Source organism: Isoptericola variabilis, assembly GCF_050311655.1.
GTDB lineage: Bacteria > Actinomycetota > Actinomycetes > Actinomycetales > Cellulomonadaceae > Isoptericola > Isoptericola variabilis.
This window is the reverse complement of record NZ_JBNOZM010000002.1, coordinates 221,346-245,147: the sequence shown is the minus strand read 5'-3', so window position 1 is coordinate 245,147 and position 23,802 is coordinate 221,346. Positions and strand designations below refer to the sequence as shown.

22 protein-coding genes are annotated in these 23,802 nt (G+C 73.9%); 6 read left to right on the top strand and 16 right to left on the bottom strand.

Annotated elements, in window-relative coordinates:
• Window positions 1-61: 61 nt before the first annotated feature.
• The 5 genes from ACQP60_RS05505 to ACQP60_RS05485 form a co-directional block, all read right to left on the bottom strand.
• Window positions 62-1,123, bottom strand: coding sequence for a hypothetical protein (locus tag ACQP60_RS05505; RefSeq protein ID WP_429729178.1), 1,062 nt, complete (start codon window positions 1,121-1,123; stop codon window positions 62-64).
• 40 nt (window positions 1,124-1,163) lie between these two features.
• Window positions 1,164-2,747, bottom strand: coding sequence for a ribosome biogenesis GTPase Der (gene der / locus ACQP60_RS05500; protein ID WP_429729176.1), 1,584 nt, complete (start codon window positions 2,745-2,747; stop codon window positions 1,164-1,166).
• Between the two features lie 51 nt (window positions 2,748-2,798).
• The gene (gene cmk, locus ACQP60_RS05495; RefSeq protein ID WP_429729174.1) at window positions 2,799-3,503 is read right to left on the bottom strand and encodes a (d)CMP kinase; all 705 of its coding nucleotides are present in this window, start codon (window positions 3,501-3,503) and stop codon (window positions 2,799-2,801) included.
• Between the two features lie 73 nt (window positions 3,504-3,576).
• Window positions 3,577-4,446 carry a pseudouridine synthase gene (locus ACQP60_RS05490; RefSeq protein ID WP_429729172.1) on the bottom strand — a complete coding sequence of 290 codons (870 nt, stop codon included), beginning with the start codon at window positions 4,444-4,446 and terminating at the stop codon, window positions 3,577-3,579.
• A gap of 65 nt (window positions 4,447-4,511) precedes the next feature.
• Window positions 4,512-5,111: a TetR/AcrR family transcriptional regulator gene (locus ACQP60_RS05485; protein ID WP_429729170.1), complete on the bottom strand. Its 600-nt coding sequence runs from the start codon at window positions 5,109-5,111 to the stop codon at window positions 4,512-4,514.
• A gap of 105 nt (window positions 5,112-5,216) precedes the next feature.
• On the opposite strand from ACQP60_RS05485, the gene ACQP60_RS05480 reads away from it, so the two are divergent.
• Complete coding sequence (locus ACQP60_RS05480; RefSeq protein WP_429729168.1) at window positions 5,217-5,639, top strand: organic hydroperoxide resistance protein; 423 nt, start codon at window positions 5,217-5,219, stop codon at window positions 5,637-5,639.
• Window positions 5,640-5,641: 2 nt separating this feature from the next.
• Here ACQP60_RS05480 and scpB read toward each other — a convergent pair whose 3' ends face one another.
• From scpB to ACQP60_RS05455, 5 genes are all read right to left on the bottom strand, one after another.
• Window positions 5,642-6,358: an SMC-Scp complex subunit ScpB gene (gene scpB, locus ACQP60_RS05475; RefSeq protein ID WP_429729167.1), complete on the bottom strand. Its 717-nt coding sequence runs from the start codon at window positions 6,356-6,358 to the stop codon at window positions 5,642-5,644.
• The gene (locus tag ACQP60_RS05470; RefSeq protein ID WP_429729165.1) at window positions 6,355-7,344 is read right to left on the bottom strand and encodes a segregation and condensation protein A; all 990 of its coding nucleotides are present in this window, start codon (window positions 7,342-7,344) and stop codon (window positions 6,355-6,357) included. The genes scpB and ACQP60_RS05470 overlap by 4 nt, the downstream gene beginning before the upstream one ends.
• On the bottom strand, window positions 7,328-8,296 hold the full coding sequence (locus ACQP60_RS05465) for a ParA family protein (protein WP_429729163.1): 969 nt from the start codon (window positions 8,294-8,296) through the stop codon (window positions 7,328-7,330). The genes ACQP60_RS05470 and ACQP60_RS05465 overlap by 17 nt, the downstream gene beginning before the upstream one ends.
• Window positions 8,297-8,376: 80 nt before the next feature.
• Entirely contained in the window at window positions 8,377-9,393 is a 1,017-nt protein-coding gene (locus ACQP60_RS05460; RefSeq protein ID WP_429729161.1) for a site-specific tyrosine recombinase XerD, read from the bottom strand.
• 68 nt (window positions 9,394-9,461) lie between these two features.
• A complete protein-coding gene (locus tag ACQP60_RS05455; protein WP_429729160.1) occupies window positions 9,462-10,496 on the bottom strand; it encodes a heme o synthase in 1,035 nt (344 codons plus the stop codon).
• A 410-nt stretch (window positions 10,497-10,906) separates the two neighbouring features.
• Here ACQP60_RS05455 and tkt point away from each other — a divergent pair, with 410 nt between their 5' ends.
• The 5 genes from tkt (at window position 10,907) to pgl (ending at window position 17,700) form a co-directional block, all read left to right on the top strand.
• Window positions 10,907-13,042, top strand: a complete 2,136-nt coding sequence (gene tkt / locus ACQP60_RS05450) for a transketolase (RefSeq protein WP_429729158.1) — start codon at window positions 10,907-10,909, stop codon at window positions 13,040-13,042.
• 100 nt (window positions 13,043-13,142) lie between these two features.
• The gene (tal, locus tag ACQP60_RS05445; protein ID WP_429729156.1) at window positions 13,143-14,261 is read left to right on the top strand and encodes a transaldolase; all 1,119 of its coding nucleotides are present in this window, start codon (window positions 13,143-13,145) and stop codon (window positions 14,259-14,261) included.
• 73 nt (window positions 14,262-14,334) lie between these two features.
• Window positions 14,335-15,876 carry a glucose-6-phosphate dehydrogenase gene (gene zwf / locus ACQP60_RS05440; RefSeq protein WP_429729155.1) on the top strand — a complete coding sequence of 514 codons (1,542 nt, stop codon included), beginning with the start codon at window positions 14,335-14,337 and terminating at the stop codon, window positions 15,874-15,876.
• A gap of 82 nt (window positions 15,877-15,958) precedes the next feature.
• Window positions 15,959-16,909, top strand: coding sequence for a glucose-6-phosphate dehydrogenase assembly protein OpcA (gene opcA, locus ACQP60_RS05435; RefSeq protein ID WP_429729153.1), 951 nt, complete (start codon window positions 15,959-15,961; stop codon window positions 16,907-16,909).
• Window positions 16,906-17,700, top strand: a complete 795-nt coding sequence (gene pgl, locus ACQP60_RS05430; RefSeq protein ID WP_429729151.1) for a 6-phosphogluconolactonase — start codon at window positions 16,906-16,908, stop codon at window positions 17,698-17,700. Before opcA ends, pgl begins: the two co-directional genes overlap by 4 nt.
• 30 nt (window positions 17,701-17,730) lie before the next feature.
• Here pgl and ACQP60_RS05425 read toward each other — a convergent pair whose 3' ends face one another.
• From ACQP60_RS05425 to ACQP60_RS05400, 6 genes are all read right to left on the bottom strand, one after another.
• Complete coding sequence (locus ACQP60_RS05425) at window positions 17,731-19,443, bottom strand: glycosyltransferase family 61 protein (protein ID WP_429729149.1); 1,713 nt, start codon at window positions 19,441-19,443, stop codon at window positions 17,731-17,733.
• Window positions 19,444-19,663: 220 nt separating this feature from the next.
• Window positions 19,664-20,560 carry a phenylalanine 4-monooxygenase gene (locus ACQP60_RS05420; protein WP_429729147.1) on the bottom strand — a complete coding sequence of 299 codons (897 nt, stop codon included), beginning with the start codon at window positions 20,558-20,560 and terminating at the stop codon, window positions 19,664-19,666.
• Between the two features lie 85 nt (window positions 20,561-20,645).
• Window positions 20,646-21,011 (bottom strand): RNA polymerase-binding protein RbpA, encoded by a 366-nt coding sequence (locus tag ACQP60_RS05415; RefSeq protein ID WP_429729145.1) that lies wholly within the window; start codon window positions 21,009-21,011, stop codon window positions 20,646-20,648.
• A 145-nt stretch (window positions 21,012-21,156) separates the two neighbouring features.
• The gene (gene secG, locus ACQP60_RS05410) at window positions 21,157-21,399 is read right to left on the bottom strand and encodes a preprotein translocase subunit SecG (protein ID WP_380326827.1); all 243 of its coding nucleotides are present in this window, start codon (window positions 21,397-21,399) and stop codon (window positions 21,157-21,159) included.
• A 225-nt stretch (window positions 21,400-21,624) separates the two neighbouring features.
• On the bottom strand, window positions 21,625-22,392 hold the full coding sequence (tpiA, locus tag ACQP60_RS05405; RefSeq protein ID WP_429729959.1) for a triose-phosphate isomerase: 768 nt from the start codon (window positions 22,390-22,392) through the stop codon (window positions 21,625-21,627).
• 71 nt (window positions 22,393-22,463) lie between these two features.
• Entirely contained in the window at window positions 22,464-23,663 is a 1,200-nt protein-coding gene (locus ACQP60_RS05400; RefSeq protein ID WP_429729143.1) for a phosphoglycerate kinase, read from the bottom strand.
• Window positions 23,664-23,802 lie beyond the last annotated feature (139 nt).

The window sequence follows — 23,802 nt, the reverse complement described above, 5'->3', positions numbered from 1 at the left end:
GCCCGAGTGGCGCACGTCTCACCCGCCGGCTCGTCGCGGCCGCGGGATGTCGGCGCGGATGTCAGCGCTGATCTCGGTGCGGCCGGGTGGTGCGTCGCTCGTCGTCCCGCCCCAGGGCGACGCCGAGGGCGACGAGGACGAGGAGGTCCACCACCAGCCCCGCCACGGCCACCCACTGCACGGCCCGGAACGCGAGGAGCTGGGTGACCAGCAGGCTGACCAGGACGCCCCGGCGCACCCACACCGCCGCGGCGCGGTGGTCCCGCGACCCGACGACGAGCGCCCACACGACGCACGCGACCGTCGCGGCGACCGCCACGAGGATGCCGGCGCCGACCCAGGTCGGGACCGCGACGTCGCCGAGCAGCACCCGCAGCGCCACGACGACCGACCCCGCGCTGGTGCCGAGCACCGCCACCGTCACGAGCGTGGCCGCCCAGCGGTGCTCCATCGCCTCGGCGAGCCACGCCGACGCCCGCACGACCAGCGCCCGCACCGGGTCCGGCACCGCGACCGCGTCCCGGGGCACGGCCTCGACGAGAGCGGCGACCTCCTCGGCGGCGGGCTCGCCGCGGCCCCGTTCCACCAGCGTTCGCGCCTCCTCGCGCTCGGCGTCCGTGAAGCCGCCCGCCACCCCCGCGACCGCGCGGTCGGTCGCGACGGCCAGGTACTCGGCGGGGTGGTGGGCACGCCTCCCGTGCAGCGCCTCGACGAGCAGGACCAGCGCGACGACGACGGCGTAGATGAGCGCCGCCGTCGGCTCGTAGAAGTAGTCGTTGTCCGACGTGACGAACTTGCCGATCTCGTCCACGAACAGGCCGAAGCCGACGCCGCCCAGCACCGCCCCGAGCGACCGCAGGGCGGGGCCCACCCAGGAGAGCAGCACCACGACCGCGAGCGCCATGCCCAGCCCGCCCCACAGCACGTGCGCGACGTGCAGGCCGCCGCCGCCCACCTGCGGGTAGCCGGAGGCGGCGAGGAGGAAGCGCGTGACGAGCACCGTCGCCACCGTGACCACGAGGAACGTCACCAGGTGGCGCACCGCGGACGTGTCGCGCGCCGCGCCCAGGCGCAGCAGCCGGCCGCGGCGGACCACCCGTTCGTCGGGCGTCTGGCGGCTCATCGGCGGCTCGTCCGGCGGCTCATCGGCAGCACGGCGCGGATCAGCGGCGCCGCTTCTCCCGCACGCGGACGCTGATCTCGATGGGCGACCCCTCGAACCCGAAGGTCTCGCGGAGACGGCGCTCGATGAACCGGCGGTACCCGGCCTCGAGGAACCCGGTGGCGAAGATGACGAACCGCGGCGGGCGCGTCGAGGCCTGGGTGCCGAACAGGATGCGCGGCTGCTTGCCGCCGCGCAGCGGGTGCGGGTGGGCGGCCACGAGCTCGCCGAGGAACGCGTTGAGGCGCCCCGTGGGGATGCGCGTGTCCCACGACTCGAGCGACGTCTCGAGCGCGCGCGTCAGCTTGTCGGTGTGCCAGCCGGTCCGTGCGGAGACGTTGACGCGCGGCGCCCACTGCACCTGCACCAGGTCGCGCTCGATCTCGCGCTCGAGGTAGGGACGACGGTCGTCGTCCATGAGGTCCCACTTGTTGTACGCGATGACGAGCGCGCGGCCGGCGTCGACCGCCTGCGAGATGACGCGCGTGTCCTGCTCGGTCATCGGCTGCGAGGCGTCGACGAGCACGACGGCGACCTCGGCCTTCTCGATCGCCGCCTGCGTGCGCAGCGACGCGTAGAAGTCGGCGCCGCGCGTCTGGTGCACCCGGCGGCGGATGCCGGCGGTGTCGACGAACCAGTACGGCACGCCCTTGATCTCGACCAGCTCGTCGACCGGGTCGCGGGTGGTGCCCGCGGTCTCGTCGACGACGACGCGGTCGGCCCCGGCGATCTTGTTCAGCAGGGAGGACTTGCCGACGTTCGGACGGCCCACGAGGGCGACGCGTCGCGGGCCGGCCGGGCGCAGCTCCCCGTGCTCGGACACCTCGGGCAGCACCTTCATCGCGGCGTCGAGAAGGTCGCCGGTGCCGCGGCCGTGCAGCGCGGAGACGGGGTGCGGCTCGCCCAGGCCGAGCGACCACAGGTAGGCGGCGTCCGCCTCGCCCGACGGCCCGTCGACCTTGTTGGCGCACAGCACGACGGGCTTGCCCGAGCGGCGGAGCAGCTCGACGACCCGCTCGTCGGTCGACGTCGCGCCCACGGTGGAGTCGACGACGAAGATCACCGCGTCGGCGAGCGCGACCGCCACCTCGGCCTGGTCGGCCACCTTGGACTCGATGCCCGCGACGTCGACCTCCCAGCCGCCGGTGTCGACGAGCGTGAAGTCCCGCCCGGCCCACTCGGCCGGGTAGCTCACGCGGTCGCGCGTGACGCCCGGGGTGTCCTCCACGACCGCCTCGCGGCGGCCGAGGATGCGGTTGACGAGGGTCGACTTGCCGACGTTCGGGCGCCCGACGACGGCGAGCACCGGCAGCGGTGCCTCGCCCGCGCCGGCGCCCTCCTCGTCCCACTCGGCGTCCAGCAGCGCGCGGTCGGCCTCGTCGAGCTCGAAGTCCTCGAGCCCGGCGCGCAGCGCGCGCTCGCGCGCCTCGTCGTCGCCGTCGGACTCGAGGACCTCCGCCACGGCGTCACGGCCCTCAGCATCCGCACGGTCCGCGGGGGCCCCGGCGCCGTCGGGCGCGGGCGGGGCGGCGAGGTCGTCGGTGGGCTCGGCAGCGGGCACGGAGCCGTCGGCGGGAGTGGTCATGGGCACCATTCTCCCAGGCCGACCGGCGTGCCACGACCGTGGCCCGACACGTCAGGCCGTGACCTGCGCGACGACGGCGAGGACGGCGTCGACCGTCTGGTCGAAGTCCAGGTCGGAGGAGTCGACGGTGACGACGCCGTCGGCGGCCACCTGGAACTGGCTCACGGTGGAGTCGTCGCGGTCGCGGCGCAGCACCTGGTCGCGCGTCGCCTCGACGGCGGACTCGTCGGCGGCGCCGTGCACCTCGAGGGAGCGGCGGCGCAGGCGGGCCTCCTCGCTCGCGGTGAGGAGCACCCGGGCGTCGGCGTCCGGGGCCACGACGGTCGTGATGTCGCGCCCCTCGGCGACGATGCCCTTGCCGCCCGAGAACCCGCCCGGCGCGCTCTCGGTCTCGATCACGGCGCGCTGCCGGCGGCGGAGCTCGGCGCGCACGTCGAGGTTGGTGGCCACCTGGGAGACGGCGGTGGAGACCTCCGTGGTGCGGATCGCCGCGGCCACGTCACGGCCGTCCAGGTGCACCGTCGGGGCCGCGGGGTCGACGCCCATCTCCAGCGGCATGGCGCGCACGGCGTCGGCCACCGCCGCCTGGTCGGCGAGGTCCGTGCCACCGTCGACGCACCACAGCGTCGCGGCCCGGTACATCGCTCCGGTGTCGAGGTAGGCGAGCCCCAGCCGGGCCGCCACGGCCTTGGAGACGCTGGACTTGCCGGACCCGGAGGGACCGTCGACGGCGATGACGACCACGTGTGTGCTCACCTTCTGTTGTCGCGCGGGCTGCCGCGCGGGACTGCTGCGAACGGGAGGGACTAGAGGGACGAGGGCGCCGGCGTCACAGGTCGACGTCGCGCATGAGGGTGCCGAGCTCGGTGCGCCCGAGCACCCGGGAGCGCCCGGCACGCAGGTCGCCGAGCGCGATGGGGCCGATGCGGGTGCGCACCAGGCGCGTCACCGGGAACCCGACGGCGTCGAGCATGCGGCGCACGATCCGGTTGCGGCCCTCGTGCAGCACCACCTCGAGCATGGTCTCGCCGGGCACGGAGTCCACCACGCGGACCTTGTCGGCGCGCGCGAGGCCGTCCTCGAGCTCGACGCCGTCGGTGAGCTGCTTGGCGTGGCGGGGGTAGAACTCGCCGCCCGTCACGGTCACGAGGTAGGTCTTGCGGATCTCGTACCGCGGGTGCGCGAGCCGGTTGGCGAGCTCGCCGTCGTTGGTAAGGAGGAGCAGCCCTTCGCTGTCGGCGTCGAGCCGACCGACGTGGAACAGGCGCTCCGGCCGGTCCTTGACCAGGTCGGCCAGCGTGGGCCGACCCTCGGGGTCGCTCATCGTCGAGACCACGCCGAGCGGCTTGTTCAGCGCGAGGGTGATCTTCGAGGTGTCGAGCTGCACGCGCATGCCGTCCACGTGCACGACGGCCTTCGCCGGGTCGACGCGGAGGCCGAGCTCGGTGACGAGGACGCCGTCGACCTCGACGTGGCCCTCCGCGATGAGCTCCTCGCACTTGCGGCGCGAGCCGAGGCCCGCCTGGGCGAGCACCTTCTGGAGCCGGACGCCGTCCGCGACGTGCACGTCGCGGTCCTGCTCGCCGGACCGCGGCGCCGGGCGACGGGGCGGGGCCTGGCGCGGGCGCTGCGCGCGCCGTGCGACGGGTCCCTGGGGGCGGCTGGTGCGGCGGCTCCCGCCGCGGCGTTCGGTGCTCATGGTGCCCGATTCTCTCAGGTCGCCCGGCCTCCGCTCGACGCGGGCCGGCGGAGGGCCCTCGCGTGTCACCGCTGGTGGGCCGCCAGGACGGCCGCGAAGCCCGCGGCGAGACGGGGCGCCACCACGCTCGCGTCGTCGACGTCCCCGCACACCATCGCCCCGTCGCGCAGCATCATCAGCTCGGCAGCGGCGGCCGCGGGGTCGTCGGCGCCGCCGTCCCGCGCGACGGCGGCGAGGAAGTCCGTGTACCAGGCGCGATGCGCGGCCACAGCGCGGCGGACGGGGTGCGCGGGGTCGGCGAACTCGGCCCCGGCGTTGACGAACGCGCAGCCGCGGAACGCCTCGCCGCGCGCCACCTCGCCGAGGGCTCCGGCCAGCGCCTCGAGGGTCCCTACCGCGTCGCCCGGGTGCTGCGACCGGATCTCCTCCAGCCGCGCGCGCTCGGAGGTCGCGAGCCCCTCCAGGTAGGCGACGACCAGGTCGTCCTTGGTCGGGAAGTGCCGGTAGAAGGTGACCTTCGACACCCCGGCCGCGGCGATGACCTTGTCCGCGCTCACGGCGCGGACCCCCTCCGCGTAGAAGAGCGCGCTCCCCGCCCCGAGGATCCGCTCGCGCACCTGCTGGCGGCCGTGCCCCGCCACCCTCTCCGGCGTGCTGGTCTCCATCTGCCCAACCTCTCACGTCCGGCCCGACGCCGGGCCCCTTGCTTGCGGCGACCATCGCCGCGTGGTCTAGTAGACGAACTAGTAACTCTACCGAGAGGCAGCATCATGAGCGCGCTCTACACGGCGGTCGCCACCGCCACCGGCGACGGGCGGGACGGCCGGTCGCGGTCCGACGACGGCCTGCTCGACGTCGACCTCGCGATCCCGAAGGAGATGGGCGGCGCGGGCGGCGCCACCAACCCGGAGCAGCTCTTCGCCGCCGGGTACGCCGCGTGCTTCCACTCCGCGCTGAAGCTCGTCGCGCGCCGGGAGAAGGCCGCCGTGAGCGACTCCGCCGTCGTGGCGGAGGTCTCCCTCCACCCGACGCCCGAGGGCGGCTTCGCGCTGGCGGTCGCGCTGCACGCCGAGCTGGGCGGCATCGACCAGGCGACCGCCGACGCCCTCGTCGCCGCCGCGCACCAGGTGTGCCCGTACTCGAACGCCACGCGGGGCAACGTCGACGTCACGGTCGACGCGACGGTCGCCTGACCTCAGTCGTCGGGCCCGTCCTCCGCCAGCCCCCGTCGGAGGGCCGAGGACGGGTCCAGGGCGATCGCCTCGCCCACGTCCGGCAGGTGCGGCGCCAGGGGCGGCAGCTCCTCGAGCGACGACCAGCCCATCCGGTCGAGGAACTCGCCCGTCGTCCCGAACAGCACGGCTCCCGTCATCGGGTCCTGCCCCGTCTCGGCGATCAGGCCGCGGGCCAGCAGCGTGCGCACCACACCGTCCACGCTCACCCCCCGCACCGCCGAGACCTGCCCTCGCGTCACGGGCTGCCGGTACGCGATGACGGCGAGGGTCTCCAGGGCGGCCTGGCTCAGCCGGGACGACTGCCCCTCGAGGACGAACGCGCCCACGACGTCGGCCTGCGTGCGCGCCGAGTAGATGCGCCACCCCGCCGCGCCCTCGCGCAGCTCGAACCCGCGCGGGCGCCCGCCCGTCTCCCCGCGGTACTCCGCGGCCAGCTCCTCGAGCACCGCGACGACCTCCGGCACGGTCCGTGCGACGCCCGCCGCGAGGCGCTCGACCGGCACCGGCGACTCCGCGACCATGAGGACCGCCTCCAGCGCCGCCGCGAGCCCGCCCGGCAGGTCGTCGACGTCCACCTCGACCGTCGGCTCGGCGTCGACCGCAGGCTCGGGCTCCGGCAGCACCGACCCGGCCCGCGGCTCGACGGCCTCGGCGTGCTCGTCCGTCCGCTGCGTCATGCCACGACCTCCGTCACGCCGGCGCCGCCCGCGGCGGGCGCGCCGGTCCCCTCGTCCTGCTCGGGCGTCCCGTCGAACTCCTCGAAGCCCGCCGCGAACCCGCCGTCGTCCGCGTCCGGGTCGTCGTCGGGGTCACCGCCACCGGCGGTCCACCGGACGGTGAGCTCGCCCAGGGCCGTCGCCTGCTCGAAGGCCACCCGGCCGGCGCGGAACAGCTCCAGCAGGGCCAGGAACCGCGCCACGGCCACGAGCCGCTCCTCCCCCGCGACCAGAGCACGGAACGTCGCGACGTGCTCGCGCCGCAGCCGGCGCGCCACCACCCCCGCCTGCTCCCGCACGCTCACGGCGGGGGCGTGCAGGTGGTCGAGCCCGACGACGGGCGGCGGCTTGGGCTCCAGGGCCTTCGCCGCCAGCTCGGCGAGTCGCGCGCCGTCGAGGGTCCACACCAGCTCCGGCAGCAGCGCCACCAGGTGCGGCTCGAGCGGGACGGACCGCGGCGTGCGCCGCCCCTCGGTCTCCAGGCGCTCGGCGAGGAGGCCGGACACCTCCTTGTACGCGCGGTACTGCAGGAGCCGGGCGAACAGCAGGTCGCGCGCCTCGAGCAGCTCCAGGTCCTCGGCGTCCTCCTCCACGACGCCCGGCAGCAGCCGCGCCGCCTTGAGGTCGAGCAGGGTGGCCGCGACGACGAGGAACTCGCTCGCCGTCCCGAGGTCCCACGACGGGTGCTCCTCGCCGCGCGCGGTCGCCTCGCGCGACGCCGCCTCGGCCTCGCGGATGTGCGCCACGAACTCGTCCGTCACGGCCGCGAGCGCCACCTCCGTGACGTCGAGCTCGTGCTTCGCGATCAGCGACAGCAGCAGGTCGAACGGGCCGGTGAAGTTGTCGAGGTGCACCTCGAACCCCGGCCGGGCGTCGGCGCCGGCGGCGCCGTCGACGGTGCCCGACGCCTCCCCCTGCTGCGGGGCGACGTCAGGCAGCGTCACCACGGGCGACGAGCTCGCGGGCGAGCTGCCGGTACGCGGCGGCGCCGGCGTGGGTCGGGGCGTAGTTGGTGATCGGCTCGGCCGCCACCGACGCGTCCGGGAACTTCACCGTGCGCCCGATGACGGTGTGCAGCAGCGTGTCGCCGAACGCCTCGTGCACGCGCGCGACGACCTCGCGCGAGTGCAGGGTGCGGGAGTCGTACATGGTCGGCAGGATGCCGTCGATCTCCAGTGCCGGGTTGAGCCGGTCGCGCACCTTCTCGATCGTCTCCACCAGCAGGGCCACACCACGCAGCGCGAAGAACTCGCACTCCAGCGGGATGAGCACGCCGTGGGCCGCGGTGAGGGCGTTGACCGTGAGCAGGCCGAGCGACGGCTGGCAGTCCACGAGGATCACGTCGTAGTCGTCCAGGGCGGGTCGCAGCGCCCGCGCCAGGACGGACTCGCGCGCCACCTCGCCGACGAGCTGGACCTCCGCGGCCGACAGGTCGATGTTCGCGGGCAGCACGTCCATGCCCTCGATGTTCGTGGGCTGCAGGACGTCGGTGAAGCTGACGTCGCGCTCCATGAGCAGGTTGTAGACGCTGAGGTCGAGGTCGTGCGGGCTGACGCCGACCCCCACCGAGGCGGCGCCCTGCGGGTCGAAGTCGACGAGCAGGACGCGGCGACCGTACTCGGCCAGCGCCGCGCCCAGGTTGATCGTCGTGGTGGTCTTGCCGACGCCGCCCTTCTGGTTGCACATCGCGACGATGCGCGCGGGCCCGTGGGACGCCAGCGGCGCCGGGTCGCGGAAGTCGGGCAGCGGTCGCCCGACGACGTCGGTACGCGGCTCCTCAAGCCCGCCGGCCGGGCTGCCCGGCGCGGGACTGGTCGCGGTGGCCGCGGCCGGTGAGGCGTCGCTCGTGGTCGTCTGCGTCATGGTGTCGCTCCCGAGTCCCTCGCTCACCTGCGTCACGCTACCTCAGGGCCTCCCGGGGTCCGGGCGGCACGCCGGGCGCGCCGTCCTTCCGGGAGCCCCCGCCGCATCGAGCAGGTTCAGCCGAGGGCGCGGGGGTGCGCCGCGGCGTACACCTCGCGCAGCGCGTCGCGGGTCACCATCGTGTAGATCTGCGTGGTCGTCACCGAGGCGTGCCCCAGCAGCTCCTGTACCACGCGGACGTCGGCGCCGCCGGCGAGCAGGTGGGTGGCGAACGAGTGCCGCAGCGTGTGCGGCGACACGTGCTGCGTCAGGCCGGCGCGCTCCGCCGCGGCCTGCAGCACCGACCACGCGCTCTGCCGCGACAGGCGCGCGCCGCGGGTGTTGAGGAACAGCGCGGGCGTGCCACGCCCCGCCGACGCGAGGGGCGCCCGGGCACGCACCAGGTAGGCCTCCAGCGCGGTGCGCGCGTACGACCCCACGGGCACCACGCGCTCCTTGTCGCCCTTGCCCCGCAGCCGCACCGACCCGGCGCGCGGCGCCCCGCCGCCGTGCGCGCGGTCGGGCGCACCGTCCTGCCCGCTCTCCTCGTCGAGCAGCCCGTCGACGTCGTCGACGTCCAGGCCGACGACCTCGCTGATGCGGCCGCCGGTGGAGTACAGCAGCTCCAGCAGGGCCCGGTCGCGCAGCGGCACCGGGCCGTCCCCGGCGCCCGCCGCGTCGAGCAGGCGGGCCACGTCGTCGATCGACAGCGCGTGCGGCAGCCGGCGCAGCGCGCTCGGCGCGTGCACCTGGGACGCCGGGTCGGCGCTCGTCGTTCCCTCGGCGTGCGCGAAACGGTGCCAGCCCCGTACTGCGGCGAGCGCCCGCGCGGTCGAGGACGGCGACAGCGGAGCCCCGCCGTCCGACCCCTGGCGCAGCACCACGACGTAGTCCTCGACGTCCCGCTCGCCGACGTCGCCCAGCCCGGACCGCCCCGTCGCGTGCAGGTGGCGGGCGTAGCGACCCAGGTCGCGACGGTAGGCCGCGACCGTGTTGGCCGACAGCCCGCGCTCGACGCCGAGGTGCGCCAGGTAGTCCTGCAGCGCGGCCGCCAGCGCGGGCGGGAGAGGCGGGGCGGACGTGGTGTCGGGCACCGGAACATCATGCCCCGAGGCGACGACGTCCCGGACGGGCCGCGCGCCCGGCACGGACCCGAGACGGGTCAGAACGGCAGGAAGACGTCCACCGCGACGGCGATGAACAGCACCGTGAGGTACGTGATCGAGCCGTGGAAGACCTTCATCGCACCGAGCTTGCCGCGCTCGGGGTGCCCGGCGCGGCGCAGCATCGCGATCACGAGCCAGAGGAACCAGCCGCCCGAGGCGACCGCGACGGCCGCGTAGAACCACGACATCCCGGCGAGCGGGATCAGCGCGAGCGAGCAGGCGATCATCGCGACCGTGTGCGCGACCATCTCGACCGCGACGCGGCGGTCGGTCGCGACGACGGGCAGCATCGGGACGCCGGCGTTGGCGTAGTCCTTCTTGAACTTCACGGACAGCGGCCAGTAGTGCGGCGGCGTCCAGAAGAAGATCACGCCGAAGAGCGCGACGGCGGCCCAGCTCAGCGACTCCGTCACGGCGGCCCAGCCGATGAACACGGGCATGCAGCCCGCGATCCCGCCCCAGACGATGTTCTGCGGCGTGCGCCGCTTGAGGATCATCGTGTAGCCGACCACGTAGATCGCGATGGCCGCGAACGTGAGCCACGCCGCCGGGACGTTGACCAGCAGGGCGAACCACAGCAGGGACACGACACCGAGCACCGTCGCGAACACGAGCGCCGCCCGGGGCGTGATCTCGCCCGTGGCCAGCGGGCGACGCTTGGTCCGGTTCATCACCTGATCGATGTCGCGGTCCAGGTAGCAGTTGAAGACGTTCGCCGACGCGGCGGCCAGCGTGCCGCCCACGAGGGTGAGGAGCACCAGCCACAGCGAGGGCAGGCCGTCCTGCGCGAGGATCATCGTCGGCAGCGTCGTGACGAGCAGCAGCTCGATGATGCGCGGCTTGGTCAGCGCGACGTACGCCCCGAGGCGGTCCCGCCAGCCCGTTCCCGGCGCGCCGCCCGCGCCCTTGCCCTGCTCCGCGTTCGCTCCGCGGCGGTCCGCCCGGTCCGCATCGGCACGCTCCCGCTCGGCCCGCACGGCCGCGCGGGTCGGCGCCTGGGGGTGGGACGTCGTGGTGCTCGTGGTGCTCACGCGCGTGCTTGTCCGTTCTCGGCTGGGGGTCCGGGGAGCTCGGGCGACGTGGGGACGGTCGCCGCCTCATCGTACGCCGAGGTCAGCGACCCGGCGGCCCGGACGACGGCCGCCCGGCTGTGAGAAATGCCCGCGCAGGCGTCATCTCCCCGGACATCCTCCGGCGCGCGGCGCGCGCCGCTCATCTGGTGGGACGAACGGCACCGGGACGGGCGTGGTGGGAATGCTCGGCGCTAGGGTGGTGCTGCACAACGGTGAACAGCGGGCCGCCCACCCCGGTCGGCCCCTCGACGCCGTGCCCCCGCCGTCGCCTCGAGGACCCCGTGCGGCGTCCGACGCGACGGCGCCCCGTACCGGCAGAGCAGCAGCAATCACCCGGGGCTCGCTCCGGGCAGGAAAGAGGCACATCTGTGAACGCGTTCGACCCCGTCGTCGCCCCGCTCGAGTGGAACTCACTCGACGACCGCGCGGTGAAGACCATCAAGGCGCTGGCGGCCGACGCCGTCGAGAAGGTCGGCAACGGCCACCCCGGCACGGCGATCTCCCTCGCCCCCGCCGCGTACCTGCTGTTCGGCAAGACGATGCGGCACGACCCGTCCGACCCCCACTGGGTCGGCCGTGACCGGTTCGTCCTCTCCGCGGGACACTCGTCGCTCACGCTGTACCTGCAGCTGTTCCTCTCCGGCTACGGCATGGAGCTCTCCGACCTCGAGGCGCTGCGCACGTGGGGCTCGCAGACCCCGGGCCACCCCGAGTACCGCCACACCCCCGGCGTCGAGATCACGACCGGCCCGCTCGGCCAGGGCCTCGCGTCCGCCGTGGGCATGGCGTTCGCGGCGCGGCGCGAGCGGGGCCTGCTCGACCCCGACGCCGCGCCCGGCGAGTCGCCGTTCGACCACCACGTCTACGTCATCGCCTCCGACGGCGACCTGCAGGAGGGCGTCACCTCCGAGGCGTCGTCGCTCGCCGGCACGCAGAAGCTCGGCAACCTCGTGGTGATCTGGGACGACAACAAGATCTCCATCGAGGACGACACGGACATCGCGTTCACCGAGGACACCCTCGCGCGCTATGCCGCGTACGGCTGGCACACCCAGCGGGTGGACTGGACGCAGGGCGGCACCGGCTACGCCGAGGACGTCGACGCGCTCGCCGCCGCCATCGCGGCGGCGAAGGCCGAGACCGACCGTCCGTCGTTCATCGCGCTGCGCACCATCATCGGCTGGCCGTCGCCCACCAAGCAGAACACGGGCGGCATCCACGGCTCCGCGATGGGCGCCGACGAGGTCGCCGGCCTCAAGGTCGCCCTCGGGCTCGACCCCGAGGCGACCTTCGCCGTCGACGACGAGGTCCTCGAGTACACGCGCGGCGTCGCGGCCCGCCAGGCCGAGCAGCGCGCCGCCTGGGACCGCTCGTACGACGCCTGGCGCACCGCCACCCCCGAGCGGGCCGCCCTCCTCGACCGCCTCGTGGCCCACGAGCTGCCCGCCGGCTGGACCGAGGAGCTGCCCGTCTTCGAGGCCTCCGAGAAGGGCGTCGCCACGCGTGCCGCGTCCGGCAAGGTCCTCACCGCGCTCAAGGACGTGCTGCCCGAGCTGTGGGGCGGCTCCGCCGACCTCGCCGGCTCGAACAACACCACGATGGACGGCGAGCCGTCGTTCATCCCCGTCGAGCACGCGACCAAGAAGTTCCCGGGCAACCCCTACGGGCGCACCCTGCACTTCGGCATCCGTGAGCACGGCATGGGCGCGATCCTCAACGGCATCGTGCTGCACGGCCTCACCCGCCCCTACGGCGGCACGTTCCTCCAGTTCGCCGACTACATGCGCGCCTCGGTGCGCCTCGCGGCCCTCATGGAGATCCCGACGACGTTCGTGTGGACGCACGACTCGATCGGCCTCGGCGAGGACGGCCCCACGCACCAGCCGGTCGAGCACCTCGCGGCCCTGCGCGCCATCCCCGGCCTCGACGTCGTGCGCCCCGCCGACGCCAACGAGACCGCCTGGGCCTGGCGCGGCATCATCGAGAACACGGCGAACCCCGCGGGCATCGTCCTCACCCGCCAGAACGTGCCCACCTTTCCCCGCGGCACCGAGGGCTTCGCCGGCGCCGAGGGCACCCTCAAGGGCGCGTACACGCTGCTGGACGCCACGAACGAGGCGACCGGCACCCCCGACGTCATCCTCGTCGGCACCGGCTCCGAGGTGCAGCTCGCCGTCCAGGCGCGCGAGCAGCTCGTCGCCGAGGGGATCGCCGCCCGCGTCGTGTCCATGCCGAGCCGCGAGTGGTTCGACAAGCAGGACGAGGCCTACCGCGAGTCGGTGCTCCCGTCCGCGGTGAAGGCGCGCGTCTCGGTCGAGGCCGGCGTCGCTCAGGGCTGGCGCGACGTGGTCGGCGACGCCGGCCGCAGCGTCTCGCTCGAGCACTACGGCGCGTCGGCCGACTACCAGACGCTGTACCGGGAGTTCGGCATCACGGCGGACGCCGTCGCGGCCGCGGCCCGGGACTCGCTCGCCGCCGTGCGCGGCGCTGGCGACGCCGCCTGAGCGCTCGTAGATTCCCAGGGTGGGGCGTCGCCCCGCGGCGCCCCACCCGCCCCCTGTCGAGACCTCCCGCGCAGGGGCTTCCGACCTGGAAGGACGTCCGATGACGCAGAGCACCGTCCCCGCACCGATCACCGACCTCACCGGCGCCGGGGTGTCCATCTGGCTCGACGACCTGTCGCGGGAGCGCCTGCGCAGCGGGAACCTGGCGGCCCTCGTGGCCGAGCGGGGCGTCGTCGGCGTGACGACGAACCCGACGATCTTCGCCAAGGCCCTGTCCAGCGGGGACGCCTACGACGCGCAGCTGGCCGAGCTCTCCGGCTCGGACGTGGACTCCGCCGTCGAGACCATCACGACCGACGACGTGCGCGCCGCCGCCGACCTGCTGCGCCCGGTCTACGACGCCACCGACGGCGTGGACGGCCGCGTGTCGATCGAGGTCGACCCGCGCCTCGCCTACGACGCCGACAAGACCGTCGTCGTCGCGGAGCGCCTGTGGCGCACCGTCGACCGCCCGAACGTCTTCATCAAGATCCCGGCGACCGTGCCCGGCCTGGACGCGATCTCGCGGACCCTCGCCCAGGGCATCAGCGTCAACGTCACCCTGATCTTCTCGATCGAGCGCTACCGGTCCGTCATGCAGGCGTTCGCGATCGGCCTCGAGCAGGCCCGCGCCGACGGCATCGACCTCGGCCCGATCGGGTCTGTCGCGTCGTTCTTCGTCTCCCGCGTCGACTCCTCGGTCGATGCCGCACTGGAGAAGATCGGCACGCCCGAGGCGCTCGACCTGCGCGGGCAGGCCGCCGTGGCGAACGCCCGGCTCGCGTTCGAGGCGTACGAGCAGTTCGTCGGCACCGACGAGTGGCGCTCGCTCGCGGCGTCCGGTGCGCACCCGCAGCGCCCGCTGTGGGCGTCGACCGGGGTGAAGAACCCGGAGTACCCCGACACGCTGTACGTGTCCGAGCTGGTCACGGACGGCGTCGTGAACACGATGCCCGAGCCGACCCTGCAGGCCTTCGCCGACCACGGCGTCGTCACGGGCGACACGGTCCGCGGCACCGCGGCCGCGGCGCGCCGCACGATCGAGGCCATCGAGTCGCTCGGCGTCTCCCTCTCCGAGGTCACGGACCACCTCGAGACCGACGGCGTCCGCAAGTTCGAGGACTCCTGGACCGAGCTCCTGGACACCGCCACCGCCGGCCTCAAGGCCCAGAGCGCCTGACCTGCTCCCGGGGGCCGCGGCCCCCGGGACCGCACCACCTCCCGCCCGCACGACGAAGAACGGTGCCCACCTCGTGAGACCGGCCAAGATCACCGCCGAGCACAACCCCCTGCGCGACCCCCTCGACCTGCGCCTGCCCCGTATCGCCGGCCCCAGCGGCCTGGTGATCTTCGGGGTCACGGGCGACCTGTCGCGCAAGAAGCTCATGCCCGCCGTCTACGACCTGGCGAACCGCGGCCTGCTGCCGCCCGGGTTCGCGCTGACGGGCTTCGCCCGCCGCGACTGGGAGGACGAGGACTTCGCGCAGGTCGTGCACGACGCCGTCAAGGAGCACGCCCGCACCCCGTTCCGCGAGGCCACGTGGCGCCAGCTCGCCGAGGGCATCCGCTTCGTGCAGGGGTCCTTCGACGACGACGAGGCGTTCGAGCGTCTGCGCCAGACGGTCGAGCAGCTCGACGCCGAGCGCGGCACCGGCGGCAACCACGCCTTCTACCTGTCCGTGCCGCCGAGCGCGTTCCCGATCGTGTGCCGGCAGCTGTCCGAGTCCGGGCTGTCCAAGTCGTCCCCGGACGCGTGGCGTCGCGTCGTCATCGAGAAGCCCTTCGGGCACGACCTCGAGAGCGCGCGCGAGCTGGACGCCGTCGTCTCCCAGGTCTTCGACCCGGAGTCGGTGTTCCGCATCGACCACTACCTCGGCAAGGAGACGGTCCAGAACCTCCTCGCCCTGCGGTTCGCGAACCAGATGTTCGAGCCGCTGTGGAACAGCAACTACGTGGACCACGTGCAGATCACGATGGCCGAGGACATCGGCATCGGCGGGCGCGCGAGCTACTACGACGGCATCGGCGCCGCCCGCGACGTGATCCAGAACCACCTGCTGCAGCTCCTGGCGCTCGTCGCCATGGAGGAGCCGGTGAACTTCGACGCCGACGCGCTGCGCGCCGAGAAGATCAAGGCCCTCTCCTCCGTCCGCCTCCCCCGCGACCTCGGGCGCCACACGGCCCGCGGCCAGTACGCCTCCGGGTGGCAGGGCGGCGAGAAGGTCGTCGGGTTCCTCGAGGAGGAGGGCTTCAACCCGAACTCCACGACCGAGACGTTCGCCGCGGTGAAGCTCGAGATCGACAACCGGCGCTGGGCCGGCGTGCCGTTCTACCTGCGCACGGGCAAGCGCCTGGGCCGCCGGGTCACGGAGGTGGCCGTCGTCTTCAAGAAGGCGCCGCACCTGCCGTTCGAGTCCTCGCTGACGTCCGACCTGGGCAACAACGCCCTGGTCATCCGCGTGCAGCCCGACGAGGGCGTCACCCTCCGCTTCGGCGCCAAGGTCCCGGGCACCGCGATGGAGGTCCGCGACGTCACCATGGACTTCGGCTACGGCCACTCGTTCACGGAGTCCTCCCCCGAGGCGTACGAGCGGCTCATCCTCGACGTCCTCCTCGGCGACCCGCCGCTCTTCCCGACCCGGGAGGAGGTCGAGCTCTCCTGGAAGATCCTCGACCCGGTCACCGCGTACTGGGCGAGCAAGGGCAGGCCCGAGCAGTACGCGTCGGGCACCTGGGGCCCGGAGTCCGCCGACAAGATGATGGCCCGCGACGGCCGCTCGTGGCGGCGCCCGTGAGGCCCGCCCCCGACCCGGACGACGCCCCACGCGCCGCGGCGAGCCGCCCCCACCTGTGCCGCTTCCACCGAGGAGAGCCCCGATGATCATCGACATGCCGGACACGACCACGAACGCGGTCGGCAAGCGGCTCGCGCACCTGCGCGACGAGGGTGGCGCGGTGGCGCTCGGCCGGGTGCTGACGCTCGTCGTGGTCGCGGAGGAGGCCGACATCGAGGACTCCGTCCGCGCCGCCAACCAGGCCAGCCACGAGCACCCGTGCCGGGTCGTGGTGGTCGCGCCGCTCGTGCAGCGCGACCGTTCCGCCCCGCGCCTCGACGCCGAGATCCGCGTCGGCGGCGACGCCGGTGCCTCCGAGGTCGTGGTGCTGCGCGCCGGCGGCCCCATGCTCGACCACCCCGACACGCTCGTCATGCCCCTGCTGCTGCCCGACGCTCCCATCGTCGTCTGGTGGCCGACGGGCGGACCCGACGACCCGTCGGCGGACCCGATGGGCGCGATGGCCCAGCGCCGCATCACGGACACGACGACGGCGGCCGACCCGGTCGCCATGCTGCACCGCCTCGCCGGCACGTTCAGCCCCGGCGACACCGACCTCGCGTGGGCGCGCGTCACCCTGTGGCGCGGGCTCATCGCGGCGGCGGTGGAGCAGCCCCCGTTCGAGCCCGTCACCGCGGTGACCGTCGAGGGGCAGCAGCAGCACACGTCGCTGGACCTGCTGGCGGCCTGGCTCGGGCAGCGCCTGCGCTGCCCGGCCACGGTCGTGCGCACGGACAGCGACGACGCCATCACGCGCGTCACGCTGGAGCGCAAGAGCGGGCCGATCGTGCTCGACCGTCCCGACGGCCGCGTCGTGGCGATCACGCAGCCCGAGAAGCCGGAGCGCCGCATGGCGCTGCCCATCCGCGCGCTGAGCGAGGCCCTCATCGAGGAGCTGCGGCGCCTCGACCCCGACGAGCTCTACGGCGAGGTCCTCACCAAGGGGCTCGCGCGGGTGGAGACCGTCGGCGCGAAGGCGAAGGTCAAGGCGTGAGCGCGCCGCTCGTCGTCGTCCACCCGGACCCGGCCGTCCTCGCGGAGGCGGCCGCGGCCCGGCTCCTCACCCGCCTGCTCGACGTGCAGTCGGTCCGCACGCCGGTGCACGCCGTGCTGACGGGCGGCACCGTGGGCATCAAGACGCTCGAGGCCGTGTCGGCGAGCCCGCTGCGTGACGCCGTGGACTGGTCCGGGGTGCACCTCTGGTGGGGCGACGAGCGGTTCCTGCCGGACGGCGACCCGGACCGCAACGAGACCCAGGCCCGCGCCGCCCTCGTGGACGCCCTGGTCGCGGACTCCGGCCTGCCCGCCGAGCACGTGCACGCGATGCCGGCCCGCGGCGCCGTGGTCGACGGCGCCACCGTCGAGACGCCGGAGCAGTCGGCCGCGGCCTACGCGGCCGAGCTCGCGGCCTTCGCCGCGCCTCCCGCGACCGGCTCGGCCGACGCGCAGGAGCCGGCCGTGCCGGAGTTCGACGTCCTGCTGCTGGGCATGGGGCCGGACGGGCACGTCGCCTCGCTGTTCCCCGGGCACGACGGGCTCGCGGCGCGCGGAGCGACCGTCGGGGTGCACGGCTCTCCCAAGCCACCGCCGGACCGCGTCTCGCTCACGTTCGACGCCCTGCGCCGCGCGCGCGAGGTGTGGGTGGTCGCGGCCGGCGCCGAGAAGGCGGCCCAGGCCGCCGCGGCCCTCGCCGGCGGAGCCGTGACCGACGTGCCGGCCGCCGGCGCGCGCGGCACCGAGCGCACGCTGTGGCTGCTGGACGCCGCTGCCGCGGCACCCGCCTGACCGGCAAGGTTCACCAGGCGGTGCCGGGCTTCACGACGCACTGAACAGGCTCCGGAGCTCGTCGATGTTGCGCTCGACGTCGAAGTCCCATCCCGAGAAGAAGGCCTCGCGCGACCACCCCTCGTCGGGCTGCGGCACGTCGCCGGCGCTCCACAGGAAGTGCAGGTCGCAGTCGAGCAGCAGGGAGACGACGTACTCGTTGCGCGCGGTGTACCCCTCCTGGTTCAGGACGATCACCGTCTCGACCCGACGGGCATAGATCAGGCTGAGCATCCCCGAGCCCCCGAACCCCGCGATCACCTTCGCCTGCGCGAAGGCCGTCGCCTGCTCCTCCAGCGAGAGCAGCTCGGGGTAGATCACGGTGAACCCGAACCCTCGGAAGAGCTCCTCGACCTCGCCAGTGTTCCGGCACTCGCGCTTCAACCGGCCGGCCGGGCGCGAGACGAAGATCCGCTCCCCCCGCCCCTCGGCGTCCGGCCGCACGAGCGCCCCGGCGAGCCGGTCCCAGGTCGAGATCACCGAGGGATGGATCGAGTAGGGCTCCGTGTAGTGCAGCAGCGGGCTCGCCCCGGCGAGGCGGTCCACCCGCACCGGCCCGTCGACCATGACGATGTCCTCGGCGTCGATCCCGTAGGCACCGAGCAGCCGGCGGTCGAGGGTCGTGATGCGGTCACCGGGGGTGCGCGCCTGGAGGATGACCTTGGCGTCGGGGCGGAGCACCTTCACGCGGTCCCAGCCCCACAGCCGGGCGACGGTCTCCATCATGAGGTGACCGAAGTGCGAGGCCAGGAACGGGTCCAGGTGGAAGTACGTGCCGGGCAGGTGCCTCGTGGCGACATGGCGGGCGGGGACCCGTGCGAAGGCGGCATCGACGTCGTCCGCCCCGGGACTGGTCAGCGTCGCGGCGTACGGGTACCGGAACGACTCCGGCAGGATCATGCCCGCGGCGTGCACGAGCCCGCGGGGGGCGACGGTGACCGGCCCCTCGTACATGCGGACGGTCGCCTCCGGGTACGGCACCGATGTGGCGAGGCCCTCGCCGTCCCGCGGGAGCGCTCCGTGCACCCGCGTGGCCGACTCGAGCGTGCCCGCCGCTCGCCGTCCCACCACCTGTGCGACGACGTCGCCCGACCGGCCCGTGACGACCTTCCCCACCTCGTGCTCGCGCACCTTGAGGTGGTGCACGCCGCGCTTGACCACCGCCGTGTGGGTGGGAGCGAGGGTGGCCGCCTCCACGGACGTCGCGAGGGCCCGGTCACGGGGGTCGGGCAGCTTCTCCACCACCCCCCGACCGACGGCGCCGACCACCCGGTGCACGACGCGGGCGCACGAGTCCTCCAGGAGGCCCGTCCCGCCACGGTGTCGCGCCACGTGGACGCCGCCCTGACGCAGGTTCAGGAAGCCGCGGCGCCACACTCGGGCATGCACGTCCTTGCCGTCCTCGGTGAGATCGATGACGAGGTCGGGAGCGGGGAGCCGCCGGGTCACGCTGGCCCAGGCCGGCAGGCTCGGGACGTCGACCACGGTGACCGAACCGCGCGCGGCGTCACGATCGCGATCCCGCGGGACGCCGACCCGGACGACGGTCACGTCGAACCCGTCGAGGAGCGCTGCGAGCGCCTCGACGGCCGCCATCCCGCCCGAGGTCGGATCGGCGAGGATCATGGCGCGGTGCTGCTGCTCGTCGCGCGGTCCGACCAGCCGCACGGCCGCGTCGACCACGTCGGGCGGGAGCGGGAGCACGACGTCCTGCCTGAGGCCCGGTCGAGGGCCGCGCGAGAGGTCACGTGCCACACGTCGAAGGAACGAACGCACGAGGAACCTCCACGGCTGCACCCGCCGGCCCGACGGCTCGGACGGCATCGCTCGTCGGACAGTAGGCGGCAGCCCCTCCCCCCGCAGCGAACACCGCACGAACACCCGGTGAACCCTTCCGGGCCCGGCACCCGCCGAGAGAGCCGCCCTAGCTCGCCGACCGGTGCCGGTCGGCGAGGAGGCGGCCGGGCGTCTCGTCGTCGAACTCGGCGAAGAACTCCCCCACCCGCTCGGTGAGCTCGCTCATCCCGTCGCACGCGAACAGCGTGGGCTGGTAGTGCGAGATGTCGTACTCCACGGTGCCCATCGAGTAGAAGTCGAGGGGCAGGATCGTGGCGCCGCGGAACTCCTCGATCTCGCCGTACGACGACAGCAGCCCCGCGCCGTACGCGCGCAGCTCCCCGTCCTCGTACATGACGCCGAACTCGATGGTGAACCAGAAGACGTCGGCCACGAACTGGAGGCCCTCGGCCGTCTCGCAGCGCCGCGCCGCCTCGCCCGCCCGGCGCTTCACGTCGGCGATCGCCGGGTTCGCGAGGAGGTTCCCGTGGCCGACGACCTCGTGGATGATGTCCGGCTCGGGAGTGTAGAGGGGCTGCGACCCGTGCCGCAGGTACTGCGTCGAGTGGAAGACGCCGTCGGCGAGCGACCCGTAGAACTGGTCCAGCGGCACCAGCCCCGCGGCCGGGTGCAGGCGGAAGTCGCTGAGCGGCTCCAGGCCGGCGCTCACCTCGTCGAGCTGCGGCACCCGGTCGGTCGGCAGGCCGAGGGCCTCCTTGCCCTCGAGGTACCCGCGGATCGCCAGGCGCTCGTGCTTGGGCGCGAGCTCGGCGCACACGGTGCGCCAGATCTCGTTCTCCGCGTCGGTGTACTCGACGCGGGGCACCGGATCGCCCGGCGACCAGCGCAGCGCGGGTCCGGCGATGACCTCGCGCCGACGCCGGTACTCCGGGTCGTTCGCGCCGGGGTGGTCGTCCGTGAGGTGCACCGTGACGCCGTGCTCGTCCTCGGTGACGGGGGCGTAGAGCTGTCCTTCCTCGAACATGCGGCCAGACTACGCCCGGCCCCACCGTCTCGACAGATGGACATCCGAAGCCGGTGGAGCCTGCTCCGGACCCGGGCCCGCCCCGTCAGCTCGCCTGGCGCAGCCCCGTCCGGCGTGCCCGCAGCGTCGCGAGCGCCTCCTCGAGCAGGGCGGCGCCGTCCTCCTCGGAGCGGCGTTCCTTCACGTACGCCAGGTGCGTCTTGTACGGCTCGTTCCGCACCGGCTCCGGCGGGTTGGCCGCGTCCAGCCCGGCGGGGAAGCCGCAGCGCGGACAGTCCCAGAACTCCGGAGGCTCGACGTCCTCGTTCGCCGAGAAGCTCGGCGTCGTTTCGTGCCCGTTCGCGCACCAGTACGAGACCCGCACCCGGGGTGCCGCCTCGCCGCGCTCGGACTCTCCCAGCGGACCCGCGCCCACGCGCGAGCCCCGGATCGCATGACCGGCTGTAGCCACGTCCTGTCGTCCTCACCTTCGACTCAGTGGGCGTACGCCCACGGACGATCTTCGTGAACCGTCGGGCCGGGCTCGCACCCGGTCCCGTTGCCCCCGCACCGGTCCGGGCCTGCGCCTCGCCGGTGACGGTCGCGGTCGTGCCGGCTCAGCTCACCTTCGTGATGAGACCCAGCAGCACGATCACGACGAACCAGACGAGCGCGAAGCTCACCGTGATCCGGTTGAGGTTGCGCTCGGCGACGCCGGAGCTGCCGGCAGCGCTCGAGATCCCCCCGCCGAACATGTCGGACAGCCCGCCGCCCTTGCCCTTGTGCATCAGGATGAGCAGGGTCAGGAAGGCGCTGGTGATCACCAGGAGAACCTGAAGGATGATCTGCAAAACGTCCACGGTGTCCTCGGCTGTCCTCGTTCGTCGTCCGTCCCGCGGGGCGGGCTTGCGTTCGTCACCCGGCCAGGACGTCGTCCCGGCCGGGTCAAGAGTAAGTGACGAACGCCTCCCGAGGCGAACACCGATGTTTCCATCGGATGACGATCCTCGGGAGGCGTCCGTCCGGCGGGCAGGGCCCGCCGTGGTGGTGCTTCTGGGTGCTCGGTGGCGCTCGGTGGGGTCGCGTCAGGCGACGTGCGACTGGTACCGCGCGATCTTCGCGAACTCGACGGGGTCGAGGCTCGCGCCGCCGACCAGGGCGCCGTCGACGTCGGGCTGCGCCATGATCTGCGCGACGTTGCCCGACTTCACCGAACCGCCGTACAGCACCCGCACGCCCGCGGCGAGCTCGGCGTCGTACAGCTCCGCGAGGCGACCGCGGATCGCACCGCAGACCTCCTGCGCGTCCTCCGGGGTCGCGACCTCGCCCGTGCCGATCGCCCACACGGGCTCGTAGGCGATGACGACCTGAGCGGCCTGCTCCGCCGGCACGTCGGCGAGGGCAGCGTCGACCTGCGCGAGGGTGTACGACACCTGCTCGCCGGCCTTGCGCACGTCCAGCCCCTCACCGACGCACAGGATCGGCACGAGACCGTGCTCGAAGGCAGCGCGCACCTTGGCGTTCACCAGCGCGTCGTCCTCGGCGTGGTACTCGCGGCGCTCGGAGTGCCCGACGGCCACGTACGTGCAGCCCAGGCGGGACAGCATCGGGCCCGAGACCTCGCCCGTGTAGGCGCCCGACGCGTGCGTCGACAGGTCCTGCGCGCCGTAGCGCACCTCGAGCTTGTCGGCGTCCACGAGCGTCTGCACCGACCGCAGGTCCGTGAACGGCGCCAGGACGGCTACCTCCACGGCCTCGTAGTCGTGCTTCGCGTCCTTGAGCGTCCACGCGAGCTTCTGGACCGCGGCGATCGCCTCGGTGTGGTCCAGGTTCATCTTCCAGTTGCCCGCCATCAGGGGCGTGCGGGTGGTGGCCACGATGGGCTCCTCGTTCTCTCGTGCTGGGTGGGAAGGTCGGTCGGCTGTCAGTCCGCGAGGACGGCGAGGCCCGGGAGCTCCTTGCCCTCGAGCAACTCCAGGCTGGCGCCACCGCCCGTGGAGATGTGGCTGAAGCCCGCCTCGTCGAAGCCGAGGGTGCGCACGGCCGCGGCCGAGTCGCCGCCGCCCACGATCGAGAACGCGCCCGCCGTGGTCGCGTCGACGATGCCCGCCGCGACGGCGCGGGTGCCGGCGGCGAAGGCGTCGAACTCGAACACGCCCATCGGGCCGTTCCACACCACGGTCTTCGCGTCCGCGAGCCGCGCGGCGAACAGCGCGCCGGACTCGGGGCCGATGTCGAGACCCATGGTGCCGTCGGGGATCTGGTCCGCCGGCACGGTGCGGTGCGGCGCGTCGGCGGCGAACGAGTCCGCGGCGACGATGTCGGTGGGCAGCACGATCTCCACGCCCGACTCGGCGGCCTGGGCGAGGTAGCCCTTCACGGTGTCGACCTGGTCGGCCTCGAGCAGCGAGGAGCCCACCGAGTGGCCCTGCGCGGCGAGGAACGTGAAGACCATGCCGCCGCCGATGAGCAGGCGGTCGGCCTTCGTCAGGAGGTTCTCGATGACGCCGAGCTTGTCGGAGACCTTCGAGCCGCCCAGGACGACGGCGTACGGCCGCTGCGGGTCCGTCGTCGCACGCGAGAGCGCCTCGACCTCCTTGAGGACGAGGTCGCCGGCCGCGGCCGGGAGCAGCTTCGCGACGTCGTAGACCGACGCCTGCTTGCGGTGCACGACGCCGAACCCGTCGGAGACGAACGCGTCCGCCAGCGCGGCGAGCTCGCCCGCCAGCTCCTCGCGCTCCGCGTCGACCTTCGAGGTCTCGCGGGCGTCGAACCGCACGTTCTCCAGGAGCGCCACCTGGCCGTCGGCCAGGGCCGCGACGGTCTCCTGCGCCGACGGGCCGGTGACGTCGGCCGCGAGGGCGACGTCCTGGCCCAGCAGCTCGCCGAGGCGCGCGGCCACGGGCGCCAGGGAGTAGGCGGGGTTCGGCTCGCCCTTGGGGCGGCCGAGGTGGGCCGTCACGACGACGCGGGCGCCGGCGTCGACCAGGCGCTTCAGCGTGGGCAGCGCCGCCTTGATGCGGCCGTCGTCCGTGATGGTCGTGCCGTCGAGCGGCACGTTGAAGTCCGAGCGGACGAGGACGCGCTTGCCGCGCAGCTCGCCCAGGGTGTCGATGGTCTTCATGGGGCACACCTGTCCGTCAGGGCCCGGTGCGTGCGGCGCGGCCGTGAGGCGTCCGCACGTCCCCGGACCGGGTGATCTGGTCCGTACATGACGACGTCCGCGTGCGCGGCCGGAGTTCGGCGCGCACGCGGACGTCGTG

Coding starts and splice junctions, on each gene's coding strand:
- ACQP60_RS05505 (WP_429729178.1), bottom strand. CDS start 1,123: ATGAGCCGCCAGACGCCCGACGAACGGGTGGTCCGCCGCGGCCGGCTG.
- der (WP_429729176.1), bottom strand. CDS start 2,747: ATGACCACTCCCGCCGACGGCTCCGTGCCCGCTGCCGAGCCCACCGAC.
- ACQP60_RS05490 (WP_429729172.1), bottom strand. CDS start 4,446: ATGAGCACCGAACGCCGCGGCGGGAGCCGCCGCACCAGCCGCCCCCAG.
- ACQP60_RS05485 (WP_429729170.1), bottom strand. CDS start 5,111: ATGGAGACCAGCACGCCGGAGAGGGTGGCGGGGCACGGCCGCCAGCAG.
- ACQP60_RS05480 (WP_429729168.1), top strand. CDS start 5,217: ATGAGCGCGCTCTACACGGCGGTCGCCACCGCCACCGGCGACGGGCGG.
- scpB (WP_429729167.1), bottom strand. CDS start 6,358: ATGACGCAGCGGACGGACGAGCACGCCGAGGCCGTCGAGCCGCGGGCC.
- tal (WP_429729156.1), top strand. CDS start 13,143: ATGACGCAGAGCACCGTCCCCGCACCGATCACCGACCTCACCGGCGCC.
- opcA (WP_429729153.1), top strand. CDS start 15,959: ATGATCATCGACATGCCGGACACGACCACGAACGCGGTCGGCAAGCGG.
- ACQP60_RS05420 (WP_429729147.1), bottom strand. CDS start 20,560: ATGTTCGAGGAAGGACAGCTCTACGCCCCCGTCACCGAGGACGAGCAC.
- tpiA (WP_429729959.1), bottom strand. CDS start 22,392: ATGGCGGGCAACTGGAAGATGAACCTGGACCACACCGAGGCGATCGCC.
- ACQP60_RS05400 (WP_429729143.1), bottom strand. CDS start 23,663: ATGAAGACCATCGACACCCTGGGCGAGCTGCGCGGCAAGCGCGTCCTC.